19 protein-coding genes are annotated in these 23,674 nt (G+C 56.4%); all 19 read right to left on the bottom strand.

The genetic code is table 11. The features are described 5' to 3' along the window. Positions 1-127: 127 nt before the first annotated feature. On the bottom strand, positions 128-3,091 hold the full coding sequence (locus tag IEY11_RS00375) for a hybrid sensor histidine kinase/response regulator (RefSeq protein WP_188885448.1): 2,964 nt from the start codon (positions 3,089-3,091) through the stop codon (positions 128-130). A 6-nt stretch (positions 3,092-3,097) separates the two neighbouring features. Continuing rightward, entirely contained in the window at positions 3,098-4,954 is a 1,857-nt protein-coding gene (locus IEY11_RS00370; protein ID WP_118646179.1) for an ABC transporter substrate-binding protein, read from the bottom strand. Positions 4,955-5,074: 120 nt separating this feature from the next. Next, a complete protein-coding gene (locus tag IEY11_RS00365; protein WP_118729927.1) occupies positions 5,075-5,305 on the bottom strand; it encodes a hypothetical protein in 231 nt (76 codons plus the stop codon). Positions 5,306-5,402: 97 nt separating this feature from the next. Continuing rightward, the gene (lysS, locus tag IEY11_RS00360; protein WP_201309107.1) at positions 5,403-6,908 is read right to left on the bottom strand and encodes a lysine--tRNA ligase; all 1,506 of its coding nucleotides are present in this window, start codon (positions 6,906-6,908) and stop codon (positions 5,403-5,405) included. 115 nt (positions 6,909-7,023) lie between these two features. Continuing rightward, positions 7,024-7,497 carry a transcription elongation factor GreA gene (gene greA / locus IEY11_RS00355; protein ID WP_110436347.1) on the bottom strand — a complete coding sequence of 158 codons (474 nt, stop codon included), beginning with the start codon at positions 7,495-7,497 and terminating at the stop codon, positions 7,024-7,026. A 130-nt stretch (positions 7,498-7,627) separates the two neighbouring features. After that, a complete protein-coding gene (locus tag IEY11_RS00350) occupies positions 7,628-8,791 on the bottom strand; it encodes a S41 family peptidase (protein ID WP_188885446.1) in 1,164 nt (387 codons plus the stop codon). 61 nt (positions 8,792-8,852) lie between these two features. Next, the gene (locus IEY11_RS15025; protein WP_188885445.1) at positions 8,853-10,097 is read right to left on the bottom strand and encodes a murein hydrolase activator EnvC family protein; all 1,245 of its coding nucleotides are present in this window, start codon (positions 10,095-10,097) and stop codon (positions 8,853-8,855) included. Between the two features lie 29 nt (positions 10,098-10,126). After that, a complete protein-coding gene (gene ftsX, locus IEY11_RS00340) occupies positions 10,127-11,014 on the bottom strand; it encodes a permease-like cell division protein FtsX (protein ID WP_188885444.1) in 888 nt (295 codons plus the stop codon). Beyond that, positions 11,011-11,691 carry a cell division ATP-binding protein FtsE gene (ftsE, locus tag IEY11_RS00335; protein WP_110436343.1) on the bottom strand — a complete coding sequence of 227 codons (681 nt, stop codon included), beginning with the start codon at positions 11,689-11,691 and terminating at the stop codon, positions 11,011-11,013. Before ftsE ends, ftsX begins: the two co-directional genes overlap by 4 nt. A 208-nt stretch (positions 11,692-11,899) precedes the next feature. After that, a complete protein-coding gene (locus IEY11_RS00330) occupies positions 11,900-12,991 on the bottom strand; it encodes a PucR family transcriptional regulator (RefSeq protein ID WP_117554966.1) in 1,092 nt (363 codons plus the stop codon). Between the two features lie 224 nt (positions 12,992-13,215). Then, on the bottom strand, positions 13,216-13,935 hold the full coding sequence (locus tag IEY11_RS00325; RefSeq protein ID WP_188885443.1) for a pseudouridine synthase: 720 nt from the start codon (positions 13,933-13,935) through the stop codon (positions 13,216-13,218). A 181-nt stretch (positions 13,936-14,116) separates the two neighbouring features. Further along, a complete protein-coding gene (locus IEY11_RS00320; RefSeq protein WP_118728977.1) occupies positions 14,117-14,605 on the bottom strand; it encodes a DUF4830 domain-containing protein in 489 nt (162 codons plus the stop codon). 89 nt (positions 14,606-14,694) lie between these two features. Further along, positions 14,695-15,636 (bottom strand): magnesium transporter CorA family protein, encoded by a 942-nt coding sequence (locus IEY11_RS00315; protein ID WP_110436341.1) that lies wholly within the window; start codon positions 15,634-15,636, stop codon positions 14,695-14,697. 186 nt (positions 15,637-15,822) lie between these two features. Further along, positions 15,823-16,977 (bottom strand): cell division protein FtsZ, encoded by a 1,155-nt coding sequence (gene ftsZ, locus IEY11_RS00310; RefSeq protein WP_110436340.1) that lies wholly within the window; start codon positions 16,975-16,977, stop codon positions 15,823-15,825. A gap of 257 nt (positions 16,978-17,234) precedes the next feature. Next, positions 17,235-18,338, bottom strand: a complete 1,104-nt coding sequence (locus IEY11_RS00305; protein WP_188885442.1) for a cell division protein FtsQ/DivIB — start codon at positions 18,336-18,338, stop codon at positions 17,235-17,237. Positions 18,339-18,356: 18 nt separating this feature from the next. Beyond that, on the bottom strand, positions 18,357-19,496 hold the full coding sequence (gene murG / locus IEY11_RS00300; protein WP_188885441.1) for an undecaprenyldiphospho-muramoylpentapeptide beta-N-acetylglucosaminyltransferase: 1,140 nt from the start codon (positions 19,494-19,496) through the stop codon (positions 18,357-18,359). 249 nt (positions 19,497-19,745) lie between these two features. Next, on the bottom strand, positions 19,746-21,014 hold the full coding sequence (locus tag IEY11_RS00295; protein WP_188885440.1) for an FtsW/RodA/SpoVE family cell cycle protein: 1,269 nt from the start codon (positions 21,012-21,014) through the stop codon (positions 19,746-19,748). Positions 21,015-21,036: 22 nt separating this feature from the next. Beyond that, positions 21,037-22,020 (bottom strand): phospho-N-acetylmuramoyl-pentapeptide-transferase, encoded by a 984-nt coding sequence (gene mraY / locus IEY11_RS00290; protein ID WP_118479186.1) that lies wholly within the window; start codon positions 22,018-22,020, stop codon positions 21,037-21,039. Beyond that, the gene (locus IEY11_RS00285; RefSeq protein ID WP_188885439.1) at positions 22,017-23,399 is read right to left on the bottom strand and encodes a UDP-N-acetylmuramoyl-tripeptide--D-alanyl-D-alanine ligase; all 1,383 of its coding nucleotides are present in this window, start codon (positions 23,397-23,399) and stop codon (positions 22,017-22,019) included. Before IEY11_RS00285 ends, mraY begins: the two co-directional genes overlap by 4 nt. Positions 23,400-23,674: the final 275 nt, after the last annotated feature.

Raw genomic sequence — 23,674 nt, 5'->3', positions numbered from 1 at the left:
GACCGAAAAGGAAAGCGAAGATTGCGGCGCAGCGGCATTTATTTTCCTCTGCATATCCGAAAAAACCGGAGTACCGTCAGCCGTTCTCGGCCGGTACTCCGGGTTTTGATGTATCCGCATGGCGCGGTCAGTGCATAATGCCCTTCAGCGCGTCGATCAGCTCCTCAACCACGATCGGCTTGGACAAAAAGCCGTTCATGCCGCAGTCGAACGCCTGCTTTCGCTCCTCCTCGAACACGTTGGCCGTCATGGCAACGATCGGGACTGCGGCGCGCGCCGGGTCCTTCAGCGCACGAATGCGCTGGGTGGCGGTATAGCCGTCCATGACCGGCATCTGCACATCCATCAGCACCAGATCATAGCGGCCCGGGTCCGAGGTGCGGACCTTTTCCACCGCGACCGCGCCGTTCTCGGCGATATCGACCAGAAAACCGTACTCGTGCAGGATTGTCATTGCGATCTCACGGTTCAGCTCGTTATCCTCAACCAACAGGATATGCCGTCCGCGGAAGTCGGCGTTTTTCCCGGGCAGGATGTCCTGCTCATCTGCCGTCTGCATGTGTCCGATGGCTGTCATCAGGGTGTCGCGCAGGTCGGACAGGAACATCGGCTTGGAGCAGAAGGCCGTCACGCCTGCCGCCTTCGCCTCCGCTTCGATATCCGACCAGTCGTAGGCGGTCAGGATGATGATGGGGGTGTCATCATTCAGGCTGCGAATCTGGCGCGTGACCTCGATGCCGTTCATGTCCGGCAGCCGCCAGTCGATGATATAGGCGCGGCAGGGGTCACCCAACTCGATGGACTGCCGCGCACGCAGCACGGCCTCCCGTCCGGAGAGCGTCCACTCCGCACGCATTCCCACACGGGTCAGCAGCTTTGCCACGCTGTCGCAGGTGTTGAAATCGTCGTCCACCACCAGCGCCTTGAGGCCGGCAAGCTCCGCAATCTTTTCCTCGCGGCGGCTGCCGGTCTGCACGCGCAGCGGCAGGCAGATGATAAACTCGGTGCCTCGGTTCTTCTCGGTCTGCACCTTGATCGTGCCGCCCATCATCTCGACGATATTCCGGGTGATGGCCATGCCAAGGCCGGTTCCCTGTATCCGGCTGACCGTGGAGGTGCGCTCGCGTTCAAACGGCTCAAAAATCTTCTGCGCGAACTCCGGACTCATGCCGATGCCGTTGTCGCGGACACGGAACTCGTACTGTGCACAGTCGCGCACGGTTCCGGCAAGCTGCCGGATACGCACGGAGACCGTGCCGCCCGCCGGCGTGAACTTAATGGCGTTGGACAGCAGGTTGAGCAGAATCTGTCCCAGACGTGTCCGGTCACAGTAAACGTCCTCGTCGGCAACGTCAAGCGCATCCATATAAAGCTCGAGCTGCTTGGCGTATATCTGTCCGCTGACGATGGTCTTGATATCGTGCAGCATCTCGGCGAGGTTGACCTCGGTTTCCTCCAGATGAAGCTTGCCGCTCTCGATGCGGCTCATGTCCAGAATATCGTTGATGAGCGCGAGCAGGTGGCGGCTCGAGGAGAGGGTTTTGGTCAGATAGTCCTTCACCCGTTCCTGATTGTCGATATTGCTGACCGCAAGGGTGGTAAAGCCGATGATCGCATTCATCGGTGTGCGGATATCGTGCGACATATTGGACAGGAAAGTGCTCTTGGCGCGGCTGGCGGCTTCGGCGGCCGCAACCGCCTCGGAAAGCGCCTGATTGATCTTCCGGTCAGCCGTGCGGTCGGACATCACGAGGATGTACTTGGTCCGGCCTGCGACCTCGCTGCCCATGGCAACGATGTGGAACCAGCGGCGCTCACCGGTCTGCTGATGGGCATAATCGGCATCCCATTCGCTCTGCTCGCCGCACTGAATCCCCGCGAGGAAGTTCTTATCGTGGTCGGGAGAGTCCTTCGGGTGCAGCGCCCGCAGTGCACGGATGTCCTGCCGCACCTGCTCAAGCGGCACGCCAAGCAGCCGCTCGATGTTCGGGCTGACATAGTCCGTGCGGGAGGTTTCGGCATCCAGCATGAAGAAAACATCGTCCACGTTGCGTGAGAGCCGGGTGAACAGCTCATCCCGGTACAGGATCTCAGTATCTCTCCGACGCAGCGCATCGCGGCTTCTGTGCACGATGAGCGCGATGAGCAGCACCATAAGCAGGCACGCAATAGCGGTCACGATCTCGACCGTCCGGTGCCACAGCGTATCCATGCTGGCGTTAACAACGCTGACCGGGACAAGGCTGAGCATGATCCAGTCCTGGATGCCTGTGTTCTCGTAGACCAGATAGTACCGGGTTCCATGCAGCGTCAGCATCTTGCTTCCGTCCCTGCCCTGCGCGAAATCGTCACTCAGCGCGTCGAACGCTTTATCGGACAGATTGGAGCTGCTGCGCAGCTCCGCGAGGAAATTATAGACCGATTCCTCGCTGCCGTTCTCACCGTCAGCCTCGCTGTCGAGCACAACGCGCCCGTCCGGGTAGACAACATAGTTGTGGCTCGTGCCCTCGAAGGCGGAGTTGTCGATCGCGTTCAGCACCGTATCATTATAGTAGGCGATGGCGATCGCATCATAGGCGAAGCCGCGGTAGGTGCCGCTCATCTCCGGGCAGGCAAACACGAGCATCTGCGGCTTTCCGGGCAGCACCGCATTCACAACGACGTCCTCTCCGGCGAAAAGCTGCGTGTCCAGATCGGTCTGCGAGCCAAGGCTGCTCTTTTCGCCGTCCTGCGTCATGCAGCTGCCGTCCGAGGCGAGGAAGTAGAGGGCGGCGCAGCCGGTCTCCTTCTGCATCTCGTTCAGACTGGAACGGATCTGTTCTTCGCTCGAGGCGTTTTTCAGAAAATCGTTCCACAGATGCAGCAGCATCTGGTTTCGGCTGACCAGATGGTTCAGCATATTGTCGGATTTACGCAGGATCTCCGACAGATGCGAGGTGCTCTCCCGATAGACCGTCTGCGACATAAACAAGAAATACCGATAGCAGATGCCGCCGAGCAGCACCGCCAGAGCCAACAGTGCGGCGGCAGGGCGGCGCCATTTTTTCAGGAAGCGGTATTTTATTTTGCTTCCGCGTGTTTTATCTGCCATTTCCGTTTACCTCAATGTAATATAATTTTCCGGCTCCGCCAGTACGGCATTCCCCTCGGAGACATACGCGCTCCAAGTGTCCCGAACTCTCGTGTCGCCGCCCTCGAAGGCACGGCTCTCGTCCGCAAACAGCGGCGCCATGCTGCCCGCCGTCGCCAAACAGGTTACGGTTACGGTCTCGTCCTCGCGGAGCGGTTTGCCGTCCCGCGTGATCCCGGTCAGCGTAAAGCCGCCGTTTTCCTCCTTGACCTCGATGGCGATGCCGCTGACCACCGGCAGAGAGCCGCGGTTGAACGGCGTAAAGCCGCCCTCGCAGCCCTCGACAAAGGCGCGGACGGTCTCGGTCAGCTCCGCACCGTTCATCGTGCGCTGATACGCGCGCAGATCGTTCGGCATGATCATAGAGGCAGCCATATTCTCGGTATAGTCTGCCGCCAGCACGCTGCCGGTAAAGCTGTTCGCCGCAGCAATGAGCACATCGGTGTCATACACGCCGCGCAGCGTGTTCGCCATCACGGAGAAGGAGGCATTGCCGCTGTCCGCATGGAAAACGTTTGAATAGCCCTTGTCCAAGGTCAGCACAGCCGTATCCGCGGCAGGCTCATCCGCAAGCAGCTGCGCGTTGAACGCCTGATACGCCTGCTCTGCTGTGTATTCGCCCGCGATCATGCGCGAGACCACATCCTTGGAGACCGAGAAGAAATCGTTGGAGGCGATGCGGATGTACATATGGTTCTGCTCGACCACCGGGCGCACGTCCTCAAGATAATCGGTCAGGCGAAGACTGACGTTCTGGCTGTAGCTCAGAATGTCCTGTCCGTCATAGACGATGCGGTTCTGTGCTTCCTCGGAGAGCATGACACGGAGCACCTGCATCGCCTTGTCGCGGCGGTTGCTGTCCTGCTCGAGATTGCGGCTCAGCGCAACCTGAAAATACGGGGTGGTCATCAGCCACTGCTGCCCGTCCTGACCAAAGAACGGCAGGAAGGTCGTATCAATGCCCTCATCCTGCAGGATTTTAACGTTAGCAGAGCTGCCTAAGAACATGGCAAGCTCGCCGCTGCGCATCCGGTCCATGATGTCATCGTAGATCAGTGTCAGGTCAGCGGCGTTCAGGCCGGTGTCGCGGATGAACTGCTCGAGGTTCTTGAAAGCGGTCGGCCAAACGGTGTCATCCAGACCGACTTTCTCGGTGCTGGCCGGGTCGCTGTACGCGGTGCGCCATTTGCGGCCTTCCGCCGAGGAAAGCTCGGAGACAGAAAGTCCCTGAAGCGTTTCCATGCAGGTGTAATCGTAGAAATAGTCCGCATCAAAGCCGCGGATGCCGTGCTTTTCAAACGCTTGACAAGCGGAAACAAAGCTGTCGTAATCGGTGGGCAGCGGAATGCCGTATTTCTCGAACAGACTGCGGTTGACCACAAAGCCGTGCGCGTCCGCGCAGACCGGCAGCCAGTTTACGCTGCCGTCCTCGTTTTTGAAGCTGTTGAGGTAGGTGTTGTAGACCGCGCCCGCCTCGTTGGTCGTGGCGAGGTTCATCAGACTGCCCTTGAGCGGCGCAGCGTCATGCAGCGAGAAGCGGCAGCAGGTAATGATGTCCGGCAGGCCGCCGTTCTCGTTCAGAAATTTGTAAAAATCCAGATCGTTATTGCCGACAATGAACTCAATATTCACATCCGGCAGCTGCGACTGGATATAGGGGGCATATTTTTCGTACAGCGTGGTGTTCCATAGATAGACCTGAATGGTTTCCGCGTCCTCCTGTGCTTCGCTCTTTTGTGTGCCGCAGCCGGTCAGCAGACATGCCGCTGTTACCAGTACCGCGAGCAGGAAGGACAGACCCCGCTTCCTCTTTTTTGTTTTCATCAACCAATTCTCCTTACCCGTAACAGCCGCCTCTCCCCGACAGACTGCCCTTCTTTTTCCTCATTTCTCGCCGCAAAACGGCATTATATAAGAATAGCATAGCACTTCGCGGACGGTATTTCAAGGAATTTCGCCTTTTTTCTGCCAAAACAGGCGAAAACACAGACTATACGCCGTATTCGGAGCGCTTTTGCGGCGAATATTCCTGTAAAACAAGTTGAAATGGGATACCGGCGTGAAACGCTGTGTGGCTGCAAGGCTGCGAAAAGAACACACCGCCGCGCCTCCGATGAGCAAAAAAAGACCCGCCGATTTCTCGACGGGTCGATTGCCCAAATTCAATCTGTACATTTCCAAGGCTTCCTTTGCTGCAAGCCTGTGGTAATTTGGTGTAAGCTATCTGCAGAATCTCGCGCGTACACGGTTATTCTGCCTTGTGCGCCCGCAATCAGTCCAGCGGTTTCATTGTCGGGAACAGCAGCACATCGCGAATGGATGCAGCGTCGGTCAGGAACATAACCAGACGGTCGATGCCCATGCCCATGCCGCCCGTGGGAGGCATGCCGTATTCCAGCGCATTGATGAAATCCTCGTCCATCATGCCGGCTTCCTCGTCGCCTGCGGCGCGCAGAGCAACCTGACGCTCGAAGCGCTCCTTCTGGTCGATCGGGTCGTTCAGCTCGGAGAATGCGTTGCACAGCTCGCGGCCGTAAACAAAGCACTCGAAGCGCTCGGTCAGACGCGGGTCGGACGGCTTGCGCTTTGCCAGCGGAGAAATCTCAACCGGGTAATCGGTGATGAAGGTCGGCTGCATGAGGTTCTCCTCAACGTACTCGTCGTAGCACAGGCTCATCAGGTCGCCCCAGCTCTCCTTGCCCTTTTCGATTTCGAGGCCCTTGGCCTTAACGGCTTCGAGCGCCTCCTCCGGAGAGAGCGCCATAAAGTCGATGCCGGCATACTCCTTGACAGCCTCAGCCATGGTCATGCGCTTCCAGCCCTTGGTGAAGTCGATCTCGGTGCCCTGGTACATCACCTTGGTGCCGCCCAGAACCTTTTCGCAGACATGGATTACCATGTCCTCGGTAATATCCATCATGCCGTGGTAATCAGTGTATGCCTGATACAGCTCGATGGTGGTGAACTCCGGATTGTGCTTGGTGTCCATGCCCTCGTTGCGGAAAATACGGCCGATCTCGTATACGCGCTCCAGACCGCCTACGATCAGGCGCTTGAGGTGCAGCTCGGTCGCAATACGCAGATACATATCAATATCCAACGCGTTGTGATGGGTGATGAACGGACGAGCCGCAGCACCGCCCGGAATGGTGTTCAGACACGGGGTCTCAACCTCCATAAAACCGTGGGAATCCATAAAGTTGCGGATCTCGCGCACGATAGCGGAGCGCTTCTCAAAGGTATCGCGTACCTCCGGGTTGACGATCAGGTCAACATAGCGCTGACGGTAACGCATATCGGTATCCTTCAGACCGTGCCACTTCTCCGGCAGCGGTGCAAGGTTTTTGGAGAGCAGCGTCAGCTCGGTTACGGAAACCGAAATCTCACCCTTCTGGGTACGGAATACCTCGCCCTCGATACCGATGATATCGCCGATATCGAACTTCTTGTAGCCCTTGTATACGTCCTCGCCTACGTTGTCGCGCTTGATGTAAAGCTGCAGACGGCCGTAGCGGTCGCGCATATCCGAGAAGGAAGCCTTGCCCATGATGCGCTTGGACATCATGCGGCCTGCCAGACGGACGGTCTTGCCTTCCAGCTCGTCAAAATGCTCGTGAATATCGGTGGTATAGTGATCGCGCTCAAAGCGCACCTGCTGGAACGGGTCCTTGCCCGCAGCCTGCAGCTCTGCCAGCTTTTCGCGGCGAATGCGCTTCAGCTCGTGCAGTTCCTCCGCGGTCTGCTCGTGCTGATCCTGCGCCTGATGCTGTTCTGCCATATCTTCCCCATCTTTCATAAAATTTTTGACGGCAGCGCCAAACAATTCGCCTTTGTCAAATTGTTTGGTGTTACCTGAAATAGTGACTTCGCTTTTAACTTGCGATAAAGGTAATTTACTTCTCGATCTTGAGGATCTCGTACTTTACGATGCCGATCGGTGCCTCGACCTCAACAACATCGCCGACCTTCTTGCCCAGCATAGCCTTGCCGAACGGAGACTCGTCAGAGATCTTTCCGTCCATCGGATCGGCCTCCTGAGAGCCGACAAAGTGGTACTCCTCTTCCTCGTCCTCCTCGAGATCCTTAACAATAAAGCGGCAGCCGGGAGAAACCTCGTCTGCAGCGTAGCTGTCGCCGGTTACAACGACTGCGTGCTTGATGATCTCCTCAAGCTCGGCAATGCGGGAATACAGCTTGCCCTGCTCGTTCTTGGCTTCATCATACTCGGCGTTCTCGGACAGGTCGCCGAAGGAGCGTGCTTCCTTCAGCTGCTCTGCAACCTCATCCGCACGGGTAGTTTTCAGATATTCCAGTTCGTCCTTATATGCGTCCAGACTTTCCTGTGTCAGTTTAATTTCTTTTGCCATGTTTGCAAACCCTTCTTACTCAGTGTCATCGGCTTTCGAGCCGTACAGTACACTATATTATAAATTAAGCACCAATGCCATGTCAAGCGATTCGACCATTTTCTGTCCGATTTTCTGCCGGAGTGCTCGATTATCCCACAGTTTCTATCGCTTTTTGAAGCTGCGGATCGGTTTCCGGCGTCAGGAAGAAAAAGTTCTGCGTCTGCTCATCGGTCAGCTTCACCTCAATGTCCGGCGCAATGCCGACATCCGCAAGGCTTTTGCCCTTAGGCGTAAAGTATTCTTCGACAGACAGATTGACCGCCGAGCCGTCGCTCAGCTGGTAGGTGCGCTGAGCGCGTCCCTTGCCGGTGGTGTGCGTGCCGACGAGTGTTGCGCGGTCGTACTCCTGCAGCGCCGCCGCGAAAAATTCTGCTGCCGAAATGCTCTGGTCGTCAATGAGCACCGCGATTGGCAGGTCAATATGGTCTGCATCCGAGGTGTAAACGGTCTCCGAGCCGTTTTTCATGCGCAGCGTCATAATGGTGCCCTCGCCGAGCAGCGGATCGAGTGCCGCGCTCATCTCCTTGACACGACCGCCGCCGTTGTGGCGCACGTCAATGACAAGCGACTGTGCGCCGCTGTCGGTCAGCGACTGCAGCGCCGTCTTGAACTGATCGGCGCAGCCGTCATGGAAATTCTCGATGCGGATGTAGCCGATTTTATCATTCAGCATTTTGCCCCATGCCATCTTCTGCGTGACAACGGCACGCTGCATGGTCAGCTCCTTGACAGAGCCGTCTGCCTTCTTGACCGTGACGGTCACATCGGTCCCCTCTTTGCCGGAAATCGCACTGATAACCGCACTCGAACCGTCCTTTTCGGTCGTCAGATCTCCCGTACCGAGAATGTAATCGCCCTTTTCGATGCCGGCCTTCGCCGCAGGCGAATCATCGTACACAAGCGTAACGCGAATACTCGTCTCGGTGCTCGTCACCGAAACGCCGATGCCGCAGCCCTTGCCCTCACCGCTCATGCGGTAGGCTTCGTAGTTTTCCGCCGGAATATACGACGACCACTTGTCTCCCAGGCCGGTAATATAGCCTGCCGCAGCATAATCCGCAACATTGTCTGCGTCCAGTTCACCAACGTACTTGTCCGACACCAGCCGGTCGATCTCACGCAGCTTTTTCCCGACCTCGTTGGTGTTCCAGCCGGTGGAAATCAGGCAGATGACTGCCGTTATCGCGCCTGCCGCAGCACACATGGTCAGCGCTATCCGCAGAGAGACCTGTCTCTCCCGCAGTTTTTTCATGGTTTGTCCTCCTCCACGAGAAAAGGGAGAGCGTTACACTCTCCCCTTTTATGTAATTGCGTTAGTTGAAGTAACTCATCGGGTTCTGCGTCGAACCGTTTACATACACCTCAAAGTGCAGATGCGGACCGGTCGAGTTGCCGGTAGAGCCTACCAGACCGATGGTCTGACCGGCGGAAACCGTCTGACCAACCGAAACATGGATCGCGGACTGATGACCGTACGCCGTCATAACACCGCCGCCGTGGTTAATGACCGTATAGTTGCCGTAGCCGGAAACCCAGCCTGCGGTAGTAACCGTACCGGATGCGGCTGCTACGATCGGTGTGCCGGTCGGTGCCGGAATATCCTCGCCCTTGTGGAACTTGCGGGTACCGAAGATTGGATGTACACGCCAGCCATAGGCACTCGAATTATTGGTGTAACCCGGTAGCGGCCAGGTGAACGTGCCGCTGTAACGGGTCGCGCCGCTGCTGGTCGTGGTGGTCGTGCTCGAGGACGAACTGCCGCCCTTCTTCTTAGCGGCCGCTGCTGCTGCCGCAGCAGCTTCCTTGCGGGACTGCTCTGCGATCTGGTTACTTACGGTGTCCATCTCGCTGGTGATGCGCTCGTACTCCGCCTTCTGCTCCTTCTGATAGGATTCCAGACTTTTTTGCAGCGCCTTCTGCTGCTCCTCGCTGGATTTCAGCTCCTCAGCCTTGTACTTCAGGTTTTCCTGATACTGTACCTGCTCGTCCTGCGTCTGCTGCAGGTCGTCGCGCTTCTGCTGAATATCCTCCTTGGCAGCGGTGTACTCCGCTACGATCTTCTTATTATCGTCCATAATCGCGGAAACGATCTCCAGACGGCTGAGCAGATCAGAGAAGTTGGACGCGTTCAGCAGGACCTCCAGATAGCTGGTCTCGCCCTGCTCATACGTCGTGCGGACAGTCTCAGAAAAACGCTCCTTCTTGCTGTCAAGCGCCTTGATCGCAGCATCCAGTTCGGTCGTCTTGACGTCGATCTGGTCCTGCAGGCGGTCGATGTACACCGTTACGGTCGCAATCTCCTCCTTGGTGAGCTTGATCTCCTTCTGCAGTGCGGCGCGGGTCTTTTCGACCTCGTTCACCTGACCTGCCAGACTGTCAAGCTCCGCCTTGACCGATGCCTTTTGATCCTCCAGATCGGACAGCTTGCTTTTCAGTTCCTTACTGCTCACCGCACCGGCATAAACCAGACCGGAGGCAATCATCGAGAACACCATCGCTGCAACCAGGATGCCCGCAATAATGCAGGAAATCAGGCGCACGGTTTTCTTTTTCATCATATTGAAACATTCGCTCCTTTATGCAGTCGTTATACATCCATAAACTTGCGGATACTCGTTACCGAGCCGCCGATGCCGAACAACGCGCCTGCACCGCAGTACACGCCGAGCACCCACCAGCGCAGCACATCGAACGAGAGCAGATGGAACGAGGACAGCGAAACCGTACCTGCCACGTTGTACAGCTCGGTGTACAGACCCCATTCCGCGAGGAAGGCCAGTCCGCCGGCAACCAGACCGAGCACCATGCCTTCGATGACAAACGGCCAGCGGATAAACCAGTTGGTCGCGCCGACCATCTTCTGGATGGAGATCTCCTCACGGCGGGCAAACATAGCCAGCTTTACCGTGTTGGAGATGATGAAGATCGAGATAACGGCCAGACCGACGATCATCGCCGCCGCGATCATGTTGAACACGCGCTGAATCTGAATCAGCTTGCGGATAACATCCTCATCCGCGCGCACGCTTGCAACGCCGTCAACCGCTTCGATTTCCTTGATCGTTGCGTCCGCCTGCATGGAATCGCTCAGGGTGAACACATAGCTGTTGCGCAGCGGATTGTTATCCGCGTCGTAATCCTCGAGGATGTCTGCGTCGTCGCCCAGCTCCTTGCGGTACTGCTCCAGCGCGACATCGCGATCCTCGAAGGCAATCGACGCAATGTTGTCAATCTTCTCGAACTGCGTCTGCAGCGTTTTCGCCTCACGCGTGGTAAGCGAATCGTCGATCCAGACTACGATCTGGTTGGACTGCTGCAGTCTCGTAATGTTATTCGTAATGTTGTAGGCCACCAGCGTAACTGTACCTGTCAGCAGCAGGCTTACGACCATGATCACCACGGCCGCCACGGACATGAAGCCGTGCTTGAAAATGTTGCGCAGGCCTTCCTTCCAATAGTAAGCGATTGATCTCATATCTGATAATACCCACCTGTCTGATCACTGATGACTTCACCGTTGTCGATCACAACAACGCGCTTTTCAAATTCGTCTACCAGACCCTTTTCGTGCGTTACGATCAGCACGGTCGTGCCAAGCTCGTTGATCTTTTCAAACAGGGTCATCAGCTCCAGCGAACGCGCAGGATCGAGGTTGCCGGTCGGCTCGTCCGCGATGATGAGGCGCGGGTTGTTGACCAGCGCACGCGCGATTGCGACACGCTGCTGCTCACCGCCGGAAAGATTCATCGGCTTCTCGTGCGCCTTGTCGGCCAGACCGACCAGATCGAGCACATACGGCACGCGCTGCTTGATGGCCTTGCCCTTGGCGCCGATGGCGCGCATGGCAAATGCGACGTTCTCGTAAACGGTTTTGGTGTTGATCAGGCGGAAATCCTGATAGACAACGCCCAATGTACGGCGCAGATACGGAATCTGCCGCTTTTTCATTCTGCCGATATCGTAGTTGTTGACGATAACGCGGCCTTCGCTCGGCCGAACCTCACCGGTCAGCAGCTTGATAATCGTGGTTTTACCCGAGCCGGACGCACCGACCAGAAAGACAAATTCTCCCTCGTCTACACGCAGACTCGCCTTGTTCACCGCCCGGGTCCCGTTTTCGTAAACCACGGTGGCTTCACTCATTCGTATCACAGGCAATCCTCCTCGGTGCCAACGCAGAAGGCGTGCGAATGCCCCGGATTGGGCATTTTCGCCTTCCAGCAAACAAAAAAGACAAAGGTGTAAACATATACACCTTTGTCTATTATAACAGATATCATGTTTATGTGCAAGCCGACAAACTGTGGCATTATTGCACAATTTACGCTTTTTCTGTGTAGATTTTATGAACAGACAGCGATTATCTGGTACCTTCTTCGCGGCTTGCAAGGTATTTTCGAACCATGAGCGCTACCTTAAATACGATCGCGTGATCGAACTCACGCAGATCCAGACCGGTCAGCTTTTTGATCTTCTCAAGGCGGTACACCAGCGTATTGCGGTGTACGAACAGCTTGCGCGACGTCTCGGACACGTTCAGGTTGTTCTCGAAGAACTTCTGAATCGTGAACAGCGTCTCCTGATCGAGCGAGTCGATCGAGCCCTTGCGGAATACTTCGGACAGGAACATCTCACACAGCGTGATCGGCAGCTGATAGATCAGACGGCCAATGCCCAGATTCTCGAAGCTGATGATGTTCTTCTCGGTGTCAAATACCGCACCGACCTCGATTGCGGTCGTAGCCTCCTTGAAGGACTTTGCGATATCCTTCATCTGAGAGGATACCGAGCCGATGCCGATCAGGCACTTGACCGACAGCTCACTGAGCAGCGTCTCCTCGATAGAGCCTGCCAGCTTGACCAGATCCTTGATCTCACTGCCTGCCTTGACCTCCTTGACAACAACGATGTCCGTCTCGGAGATATGCAGCACGAAATCCTTCTGCTTGTCCGGGAACATGCCGTTTACCACGTCGATCGCGGCAACATCAGCCGGCGCCTGCTGGCGCACGAGGAATACCACGCGCGGCACATCGTTGCCGAAGTGCAGCTCGCGGGACTTGATATAAATATCGCCCGGCAGGATATTATCCAGAATGATATTCTTTACGAAGGTAGCCTTGTCGTGCTTTTCGTCATACAGCGTCTTGATATTGTTGATCGAAACCGCAACCAGCGAACAGATACTGCGCGCCAGTTCGTCCTCGCCCTGTACGAATACAGCGTATTCCAGACGCGACGCACGGTCGCCCGTTGTATGATAAGTATAACCGCCGAAACGAACGATCTCGCCGGCGAAGCCCAGCTCAGTGATTGCTTCCTCCCGCATTTCACCGATACGAGGCAGATCGGTACATGCTACGACCGCACCGCTTGCGTCAACAATGCCGATCGTACGATCCACCGTATCCTTCATCTGCAAAACAATCGACTGGAACAATCTCGAAGCCATTTCCATCACCTTTCCCGTCTTTTTCACGCGCCCCGGCGCTTTACTCCGCATCCGTTCGCCGAAACGCTTACTCTTTATGGTGTTCTCACCGTTAATGGTGATTCTGCCTATGACATTCTTCACAAGAACGCCAAAAGTTCCCTATACATTTTAAGTCATTATATCACATGTCCGCGCATTTTTGTACAAAAAACTCAAAAAAATTTGTAGATTTTTTAAGTTTTTCAAGTTTTAAAGGTAAGTTTTTCCAATTCCTCCTGTGTCAGTTCCCGAAATTCGCCGGGCGCGAGTATTTTATCCAGCCAGAGACCACCCAGCCGCAGGCGTTTGAGCGCCGTTACTGTACCGCCGACTGCCGCGATCATGCGCTTGACCTGATGGTATTTGCCCTCTTTGAGCGTCACACGCACGCGCAGCTCCGACTCGGTCTCGAGGATTTCCAGCTTCGCCGGCTTGCATTCCGTGCCGTCCCGCAGGGTCATGCCCTGCTCGAAGCGTGAGACTGCATCCGCTGCCAGCGCGCCGTCCACGACCGCCTCGTACTCTTTTTCGACATGGCGATTCGGACTCATCAGCGCATGGCTGAGCGCGCCGTCATCCGTGATGAGCAGCAGTCCCTCGGTGTCCTTGTCCAGCCTTCCCACCGCAAACAGACCGCGCCGCAGCTCGGCCGGAAACAGCTCAAGCACGGTATCGTGACGCTCATCGCGGCTTGCCGTGATAACACCCATCGGCTTGTTGAGCATATAGTACCGCTGTGCGCGGTAGCGCTGCACGGTGCCATCCACCGCCGTCTGCGACCGGTCAGGATCGACCTTAAACGCCGGATCCTTCTGCACGGTGCCGTCCACCGAGACGCGTCCCGCACGAATGAGTGCCTGCACTTCCTTGCGGCTGCCGCAGTTCAGGTGGGACAGCAATTTGTCCAATCGCATCTGTGGCATTTTGTCCCCTCCGCCAATACATTTCTTTTATAAGGATAACACTTTTTCGCAAATTGCACAATAGCTAAATGCAAAAAAAGTGCAATCCCCCGAAAGTTACCAATAGATACCATAAACCTATGATAACTTTTTCGTTGAATTGCACAGTTATGCAATTTCCGAAAGTCATTGTCAACCACTGTCAGGTCTGCGGCATATCCAGCAGGCCATGCACAAATCCATCCGTCTGTGCGGATGTGATATCCGCTGCGATCAGGCGGTTGCTGCGCACCAAAAGGTTGGCGGTCACGCCCTGCTCTCCGGTAGGATAGGCGGTCAGCGCGTAGGTATACAGCGTGGCGCGTTTGCCCTGATACGGCGTAAGATCCAGTCCCTGCGCCTGCTGAATAGCGTTGTACTGCTCATATACCTCGTCGAAGGTATCGGGTATCTGCACCTCCTGTGTGCCGACCGGTTCGTTCTCCACCGACCAGCCGCAGGCGGTCAGCAGAGCCACCCGGTCCTCGTTCGTTTTCAGCTTTGCACTGAGCGCTGCACCTTCAGCGCTGACCGCGGTATCCGCCTCTGCCGTTTTCGGCAGCAGTGCTGCCGCGCCGACCAGCACCAGCCCGACCGCCAGCACGCCCACTACGATTTTCCTCACCGATACCTTTGCCGCAAAAACGATCATGGCATTGTCCCTCCTGCTTTTACTTTATCCTATGTGTACAGAAGGCAAAAAAGAACGCCTCCGAGTATTTCTCGGAAGCGCAGCTTGTATCAGTCCAGATTTTTCTTCTTCAGCATCCACCATGCAAAGAAGCAGCCAACCACCGTAATGGCCAGCGGCATCCACCAGACCCAGTCGCCCGGTATCTGTCCTTCGCCGATATTCATACCGAAGAAGCCGAACACGATATTTGGAATCGTCATGATAATGGTCAGGATGGTCAAAACCTTCATGATGATATTCAGATTGTTGGAAACAACGGAAGCATAAGCATCCATCGTACCCGCCATAATGTTGGAATAGATATTCGCCATCTCGATGGCCTGACGAACCTCGATCAGCGCGTCCTCCAGAATGTCGCGGTCGTCCTCATACAGCTTGAGCACGCGGCCGCGAAGCACCTTTTCCATCGTAACCTCGTTGCCCTTGAGGGACGAGGAGAAGTAAACCAGCGATTTACTCAGTCCGAGCAGCTGGATGAGCTCCTCATTTTTGAGGGAGTCGTACAGACGCTTCTCGATGCGGGTAAAGTCGCGCTCGATCATACGCAGGTTTTTCAGGAACCGGCCCGCGATGCGGAGCAGAATCTGGAACACAAAGCGCGTCTTGAGTGAGGTATGCACGCCCTTTACCGCGCCTTCCGCGATGGAGCGCAGGATGATGCTGTCCTCCAGACAAACCGTGATGACCGCATTCTGCGCCACAACAATGCCCATAGGAATAGTGGTGAACATCTGTCCGCCGTCCTCGACCGAACTTTTCTCCACCATCGGGATATCGACGATCATGAGAAGCTGCTCGTCCTCGGTATCGACACGCGAGCTTTCCTCTGGGTCGAGCGCCGCGCGAACAAACTCTTCCTCAACCTGAGCCGCCTGCGCGATCTGCTCCAGCTCGTCCGAGCTGGGATGCACCATGTTGACCCAGCAGCCCTCGGTGAACTCGCTCACTTCTGTGATGCGGCCGTCCACCGTTTTGAAAAATTCAACCATATTATACCGCCTTTCAGCAGCGGCACTCCTCGAAAATGCCACCGCGAGTAATATTCATCTGTCTACTTCCAGGGTCCGTACTCACGGTGATCACTCTCCTTTAATATGGATTTCATCTAAAATTAACCTACCCATACCTGACAAAACAGCCCTGTTACGGGCTGTTTTGAATAGCTATCAGTTAGATTATCGGTTGTCCTTATCGAAGATGCGCATCAGAACATCAAATGCAGCATCGTCAGAGCCAACATCGGACGACGGTTTGGAAGCGGATGCGCGAGCCGGCTTTTTGTCAGCCGCTGCGGTAGCAGCCTCGGTGAACAGGCCGGTAGAGCCGGAATCCTTGTCCTTATTGCCGTCCATGCTCATCTTTGCGGAGTTCGGAACATTGTCGAAACCGGTTGCGATTACAACAACGCGGATCTCGTCGTCCATGTTCTCGTCGATGAATGCACCGAAGATGATGTGTGCATCCGGATGAGCCGCCTGCTGAACCATAGTAGCTGCGGTCTCAACTTCATCGAGGCCGATATCGTCAGAGCCGATAACGGAAACGATAACGCCGTGAGCCATGTCGATGGAGGTCTCGAGCAGCGGGCTGGAAATTGCCTCGCGTGCAGCCTCTGCAGCCTTGTCCTTGCCTGCAGCGGAGCCGGTGCCGATGTGAGCGAAGCCTGCGTCCTTCATGACGGAGGTAACGTCCGCGAAGTCCAGGTTGATGAAGCCCGGAACGGTGATCAGCTCGGAAATGTTCTTAACTGCCTGACGCAGAACGCCGTCAGCGATCTCGAATGCGTTCTTGAAGGTGATCTTCTGCTCGGATACATACTTCAGACGCTCGTTCGGGATGATAACGAGGGAGTCTACGTTCTTGTTCAGCTCTTCGATGCCGCTCAGCGCCTGCTCGAGACGCTTCTTGCCCTCGAATGCGAACGGACGGGTAACAACGCCGACCGTCAGGATGCCCAGCTCACGAGCGATCTGTGCAACAACCGGAGCTGCGCCGGTGCCGGTGCCGCCGCCCATGCCGGCGGTGATAAATACCATATTGGTGTTAGCGAGAGCCGCTGCGATCTGATCCTTGCTCTCCTCAGCAGCCTTGCGGCCGATCTCCGGATTTGCGCCTGCGCCCTGACCCTTGGTCAGCTTCTCGCCGATCTGGATCTTCGTGGTGGCCTGCGAATAATTCAGAGCCTGCATATCCGTGTTGATGGAAACGAACTCAACACCCTGTACACCGTTCTCGACCATGCGGTTTACAGCGTTGCCGCCGCCGCCGCCGACACCGATGACCTTAATGTTTACTACGTTATCCAAGCCCTGTTCAAACTCAAAACCCATTGTCGTTGTCCTCCGTTTTATGATAAAGAATCGTTCTTTGATTATCAATTACCGCGTTTGAGGGCACTTCGCCCCTATTGTTTTAATTTTACCTCGATTTATTCTATTTTGCAACAGGAATTAGCGAATTCCTCAAAAAAAACTTAATCTTTTCCGTGTCTTTCCCGCAAACCGGCGGTCGATACGGAAAAAGGCTGTATTTTTTCGCGTTTTTTCCTGTGTTTTCGGTTATTTTCGCCAGTAGAAGCAGAAAAAACTCAGCCTTCGCCATCGTAGCTGTCGTCATAATAGCTGTCATCGTAATACGATTCGTCGTACGAATCATCGTAGCTGCTGTCATCGTAGGATTCGTCATAGGACGAATCGTCCGAGTAATCCGAATCATCGGAATAATCCGAGTTATCCGAACTGTCCGAGCTGTCGCTTCTCGAATCGGTCGAGTCATCGCCGTTCGTATTGTCGGTCGTACCGACTTCGCCGTCCGGATTGTCGGTCGTACCGACTTCACCGTCCGGATTGGTGTACGCCGGCGAGGTCACCGGATTGTCACCTGCCTGATCGGTACCGGAGCGTGCTACATCCTCCACCGTCTCCGGCACAAAATGCAGACGGTTCTGTGCATCCCAGTACAGCCGCCCGATATCCGATGCCGAAAGGCGATCGCTGATAACGGTCTGTGCAAACCGAATACGGTACGTCAGATCGTCCAGTGAGCCTGCGCGGATGTTGAACCGCTTATCATAGCCGATGCGCACATCGGTCAGGTCGTTCAGATTGAGGAAGCTCATCTTTTCGAGCAGTCCAGCGGCATCCATGTTCTCCAGCACGTTCAGCATAGCGTCAACGTGTGCATCCGTGCCGGTAGCAAGGAAATCCCCAATCTGCGCATTCAGCGTAACGCCGAGCACGGTCGGCAGACCGCCGTCCGCGGCGTTGTTCTCGAGCACCTTGCCGCCCGCACTGATATAAGTGAACGTGTTATCCTCATTCCTCACGGCAGCCGCCGCTGTGCACTCGGTGACAGTCAGCACCAGTCCATCCGGCAGCTTGCGGCGCAGCTGTGCGCTTTCCAGATACGGGAAGCTGTGCATCAGATCGGACAATACGCGGTTTTTGTTCCACAGATAGAGATTATCGCCCTTTTGAACATCCATACCGGCGATCAGCTCCTCCGAGCCGTACTGCTCGGCACCTTCCACCGAAATGGTCTTAACCTTGAAGAACACGGTCATCGCCACCATGGCAGCCGCCAGCACAATGCCGGTCAGCAGCACGCGTCCCAGCACACGAAAGATTTTCCTGCCGCGGCGCTGCTGCTCCATCTGGTCGGGCGTGTGCTTTTTTCGCCTTCTGCGTCTCATCACAGCATCCCTTCTTTGTTACTTCTTGCCATGGTTTTCGATTGCCCAGAGGATCTCCTGATAGATCTTCTCGCTTGCATCGTGCGCCGCCAGCTTTGTCGCGTCATGCCCCATACGGTGCAGACGGTCGCGGTCGCTCAGCAAATCCTGAATCTCGTCGTACAGCACCTGCGGATTGGCGTCCTTCTCGAGCAGAACACGGCAGCCGCCCTCCTTTTCGAGGGCGCGCGCATTCTTCTCCTGGTGATTCTCTGCCACATACGGAGACGGCACCAACAGTGCCGGACGGCCGAGCATGCACAGCTCACCGAGAGTGGCCGCACCTGCGCGGCACACGATCAGGTCAGCCGCCGCCATGCGGTCGGCCATGTCGTAGATGTACTCGGTCACTTCGATGTTTGGGTGTTCGTCAAAGTCGGCGCCTTGCTCCTTCGCCATTCTGGGCAGCCACTCACAGGCCGCCGCACCGGTTGCGTGAACATGGTGATAGGGGACGCCGTTTTTACATTCGAGCGCCAGCTCACCGGCCATGTGCTCGTTCATGTACTTTGCACCCATCGAGCCCCAGAAGGAGACGACCAACTGGTCATCATCGGTCAGACCGAACTTCTCGCGTGCCTTTGCGCGATCTGCCGCCAGAATCTCACCGCGCACCGGCGCACCGGTCAGAATGATCTTATCTCCGCCGCCGAGCAGCTCCTTTGCCTGTTCAAAGCAGACGAGCACGCGGTCCGCATCCTTTGCGAGCATCTGCGTTACCTTGCCGGGCAGCGCGTTGACCTCGAGCAGAACAGTCGGAATGCCGAGCTGCTGTGCTGCGCGTACCACTGCGAACGACGCATAGCCGCCGCAGCCGATCACGCAGTCCGGCTTGGCCTGTTTCAGCAGCTTCTTCGCCTTGATGACCGCCGAGACAGCCAGCTTTGCCGCCTTCAGATTGTGCAGAATGCCCTTCGGGCTCATCGAACGCGACATGCCGATGATCTCGATGGTGTCCAGCGGGTATCCCTCACGCGGGACCAGCTTATTTTCAATGCCGCGTGCCGAACCGGCAAAACGCACCGTCGTCTGCGGCTGTTTTTTTTCAAAATAACGTGCAATGGCAAGACCCGGTGTAACGTGACCGCCCGTGCCGCCTCCCGTAATGTACAGTTTCAAAACTGAGTTCCCCTCTCCTGTCTGTTACTTTTCAAATGCAAGGTAGGATCACATGGTCCGGCAAAGCCTGTTTACCGGATCATGTGGTACTGCCTGACAGCAATATCACAGTCATCGAGGCTGTTTGTATGCTGCAAACAGCCTCGATTTGCATAAGGCAACACCGCACAATTAAAGCAGCGGCTTCTTGCGCAGGCTCCGGTCGCGCTGCCGCGGCGCTTTGCGAAAATTATGCGGTATTGCCACAACTTAATCCTGATTTCTTCCGTCAATCCGCATATACCGCGATATATTGAGCAGGATGCCCATCTCGCCGAGCTGCAGCAGCAACGCTGTGCCGCCATAGCTGAAAAACGGCAGAGCCGCGCCGGTTACCGGCATGATGCCGGTGACAACGAACAGGTTCATCAGCGTCTGGATCGCCAGCTTGGCGGTGATGCCGGTCGCCAGAAGACTGCCGAATTTATCCGGTGCATAGCGCGCCACACGGAATCCGCGGTAAATAAGGTACGCGAACAGCAGAATGACCAGCAGAGCGCCGATCAGACCCATCTCCTCGCACCAGGTGGCGAAGATGAAGTCATTATGCGGCTCCGGCAGGTACAGCTGCTTCTGCAGGCCGTTGCCGAGTCCGCGTCCGAGCAGGCCGCCCGAGCCGATGGCAATCTGGCTCATCGAGCCTTGCAGACCTTTGTTCGCCATATCCGAAAACGGATTGAGCCAGACCTCAAAACGGTCTCGTACATGCTTAAACGCAACATAGAATGCCGCAACTACGCCTGCACCCAGTCCCAGAATCGGCGCAAAGTACCACAGGCGCATGCCGCCTGCCAGCAGGATGATAACACCGATGCCGCAGATGATGATCATCGCCGAGGTATGTGGCTCCAGGTACAGCAGACCGATGTACAGCGCCAGCAGCAGACCGTACGGCTGCACCATGGTCTTGACGCTGCGCACGCTCTTCGGGTCACGAGCCACCCAGTAGGAAAAGCAGATGATGACGGTCAGCTTTGCGATCTCAGACGGCTGAAAGCCGAACAGCCAGCGGCGTGCATTATTGACCGATGTACCGATGCCCGGTATCGCAACCAGAATCAGCAGCGCGACCGATATCCACATGATGATGTTGTGAATGCCCGCGTACATGCGGTACGGAATCTTGGAAAGGCCGATCATCGCCGCAAGACCGATCGCGGCGAAAATGCCCTGACGCATGATAAAGTATGTCGCGCTGCCCTTGTAGAACATCGCGTTGGTATAGCTTGCCGAGAACAGCGCAATCAGACCGGTGATCAGCAGCAGCAGCACCGAGAAGAACACACCGGTATCCCAGATGTGCGCCTTCATGCTGCGCATGCGTCTGCGCTTCGGCTTTGCGGTGCCGGTATGGTAACGCTCCTTCGGCACCGGCTCCCGCGAAGGACGCGCCGGTTTGCCGCTCGGCGCATTCCGCGGCATGGGACGGCGCGATGCCGGCCGGTACTGCGGATTCGTCTTTCCAGTTGTCGAAGCCATAGGGTTACCTCCGAATTACGAATTAAAACAGCGGTGCGAGTGCCACATGGTAGGCCAGCAGGCACAGCACAACCGTGATGCCGGTGAATACCAGCACGATTTTCTTCTCGCACCAGCCGCACATTTCAAAGTGGTGGTGGATCGGCGCCATCTTGAACAGGCGCTTGCCGTGGGTCGCCTTGAAGTAGGTGACCTGCAGGATAACGGACAGCGTTTCGATGATGTAGATCAGGCCGACCAGCAGCAGGATGAGCGGCATTTCACACGCAAATGCCAGACCCGCAACCGCACCGCCGAGGAACAGCGAGCCGGTATCGCCCATGAACACCTTAGCCGGGTTGAAGTTATAGCGCAGGAAGCCCAGCAGCGCACCCGCGAGTGCCGCCGAAAAGATCACAACGCCCATGTCTCCGCGGCGGAAGCCGACGAACACGAAGAAGATGGCAACCGGCAGCGTAACGCTTGCTGCCAGACCGTCGATGCCGTCGGTCAGATTGACGGCGTTGTCCGCGCCGACGATAACGAAGGCCGCGAACACGATGTACAGCGGCCACGGCCAGCTGAACGAAATGCCCGTGAACGGAATCCACAGCTGCGGCAGACCGCTCGACCCCAGGAACAGCACGAGCACAAACACGCCGGCAACCAGAATCTGGAGCACCAGCTTCTGCTTCGGGGTCAGACCCGCGTTTTCCTTTTTCTTGATCTTAGCGTAGTCATCGACCAGACCGACCGCACCGTAGGCCACGGCAAGGCCGAGCACCGCCAGCGACGAGACCGAAATCTCACCCATCACGATATTGCCGATAATAACTGCCGCCGCGATACCGATAATGAACATAAAGCCGCCCATTGTCGGAATATTCTGTTTGTTCATGTGCCATTTCGGTCCGATTTCGAGAATCTTCTGACCGAATTTCATTTTCCGCAGATAGTTGATGACCGCCGGACCGATAGCCAGCGTAATCACCAGTGCGACCGCGAAAACAAGCACAGCCTGTTTCATGCTTCAACTTCCTCCCCTAAAAACATTGCAAGTGCGCGTTCCATGCGCATGCCGCGGCTGCCCTTGAACAGCAGCGCGTCTCCCTTTTTCGCGTCCTCGCGCAGTGCCGCGACAAGTGCGGTCTGATCGTCGAACGCATACGCATGCTCCATGCCCTTCTCCCTGGCACCGGCTACCATGGCCGCTGCATCCGGACCGTAGGCGTACAGGGCGTCCGCGTACTGCGCCGCCGCACGACCGGCACGGCGATGACCTTCCTCGGCGTAATCGCCAAGCTCGAGCATCGAGCCGAGAACCGCAAACCGGCGGCCGTCCCCGGCCATGCCGCCGAGCACGGACAGCGTAGCTTCCATCGCATCCGGACTTGCGTTGTAGCAGTCCGCATAGATTTGGTAGCCATCCTGCTCATAGATGTTCTGGCGCATGCCGCTCGCCTGATAGCTGACAAGTCCCTGCGCGATCAGCTCGGGTGTTTCACCGAGCAGCAGACCGACGGCTGCCGCCGCCAGTGCATTGAGCACGTTATGCTTGCCCGGAATACTCAGCTTCGCGGTGAATTTCTCTCCGACCGGCAGGTGCGCCGCAGCAAGACCGTTATTTACTATATCAAATGTACCGTCGCTGTGCAAGTGTGCAATGAGATCGCAGGCGGAATTTCCGATGCCATATGTTACCACCTTGCAGCCGAGGCTGCCGCGTTTGTCCCACAGAAGCGGCTCATCGCCGCAGAGAACAGCCGTACCGCCCTCCTGCAGACCCTCGAGGATCTCCAGCTTGGCCTTGCAGATGCCCTCACGCGAGCCGAGGAACTCAATATGCGAGGTGCCGATATTGGTGATAACCGCCAGATTCGGTCTGGCAGCCGCCGTCATGCGGGAAAGCTCACCGAAATGGTTCATGCCCATCTCGGCTACCAGCACTTCAGTATCCCTGGTCATACGCATGAGCGTCAGCGGCAGACCAATCTCATTATTCAGGTTGCCTTCTGTCTTCTGTGCGCGGAAGCCCTGCGAGAGAACGGCATACAGCAGCTCCTTGGTGGTGGTCTTGCCGACCGAGCCGGTCACGCCGACGACTTTGCCGCCGCACATCGTGCGGTAGCCGCCCGCGAGGTCAAGCAGCGCCTGCGAGGTGTTCTCAACGTACAGCGCCGGCACCGGATACTCCTCATTCTCGCGGTGGCTCATCACGGCTGCGGCGCCGTTCTCGATGGCCTTGCCGATGAAATCGTGCGCGTCAAACCGCTCGCCCTTAATCGGCAGGAACAGCGCCTCCGGCGGAATCTGCCGCGAATCGGTCGTGACCGCCGTCAGAGCCGCCTCACCCTTTGCTTCGCCGTGTGTCCATGCCGCCGCCTGCGCTAATGTAAATCGTTCCATGCCGTTTCCCCCAATAATTATCAAATCTCGCCGCTGCTTGCAGCGGCTTACATTAAGACAGGTTTTCCTTTCGGAAAACCGTGTCTTTGTTCCCGTCCGCAGACGACCATGTGCTTGCACATGGTATTCAATTAGAAATTGCCTGCAATTTCATAAAAACCGGGAGCATGTATCTCGGTTTTTATTCCCCGACCCAGCCGCCTTGGGGCGCAGCGCGGCAGCAAAGCCGCGCAAGGATAGCGCCGAGCGTCATTCGGGTTTCGGAGAACGGTTTC

The organism is Butyricicoccus faecihominis (assembly GCF_014648015.1).
GTDB lineage: Bacteria > Bacillota > Clostridia > Oscillospirales > Butyricicoccaceae > Agathobaculum > Agathobaculum butyriciproducens.
This window is presented reverse-complemented; position numbering and strand designations above follow the sequence as displayed.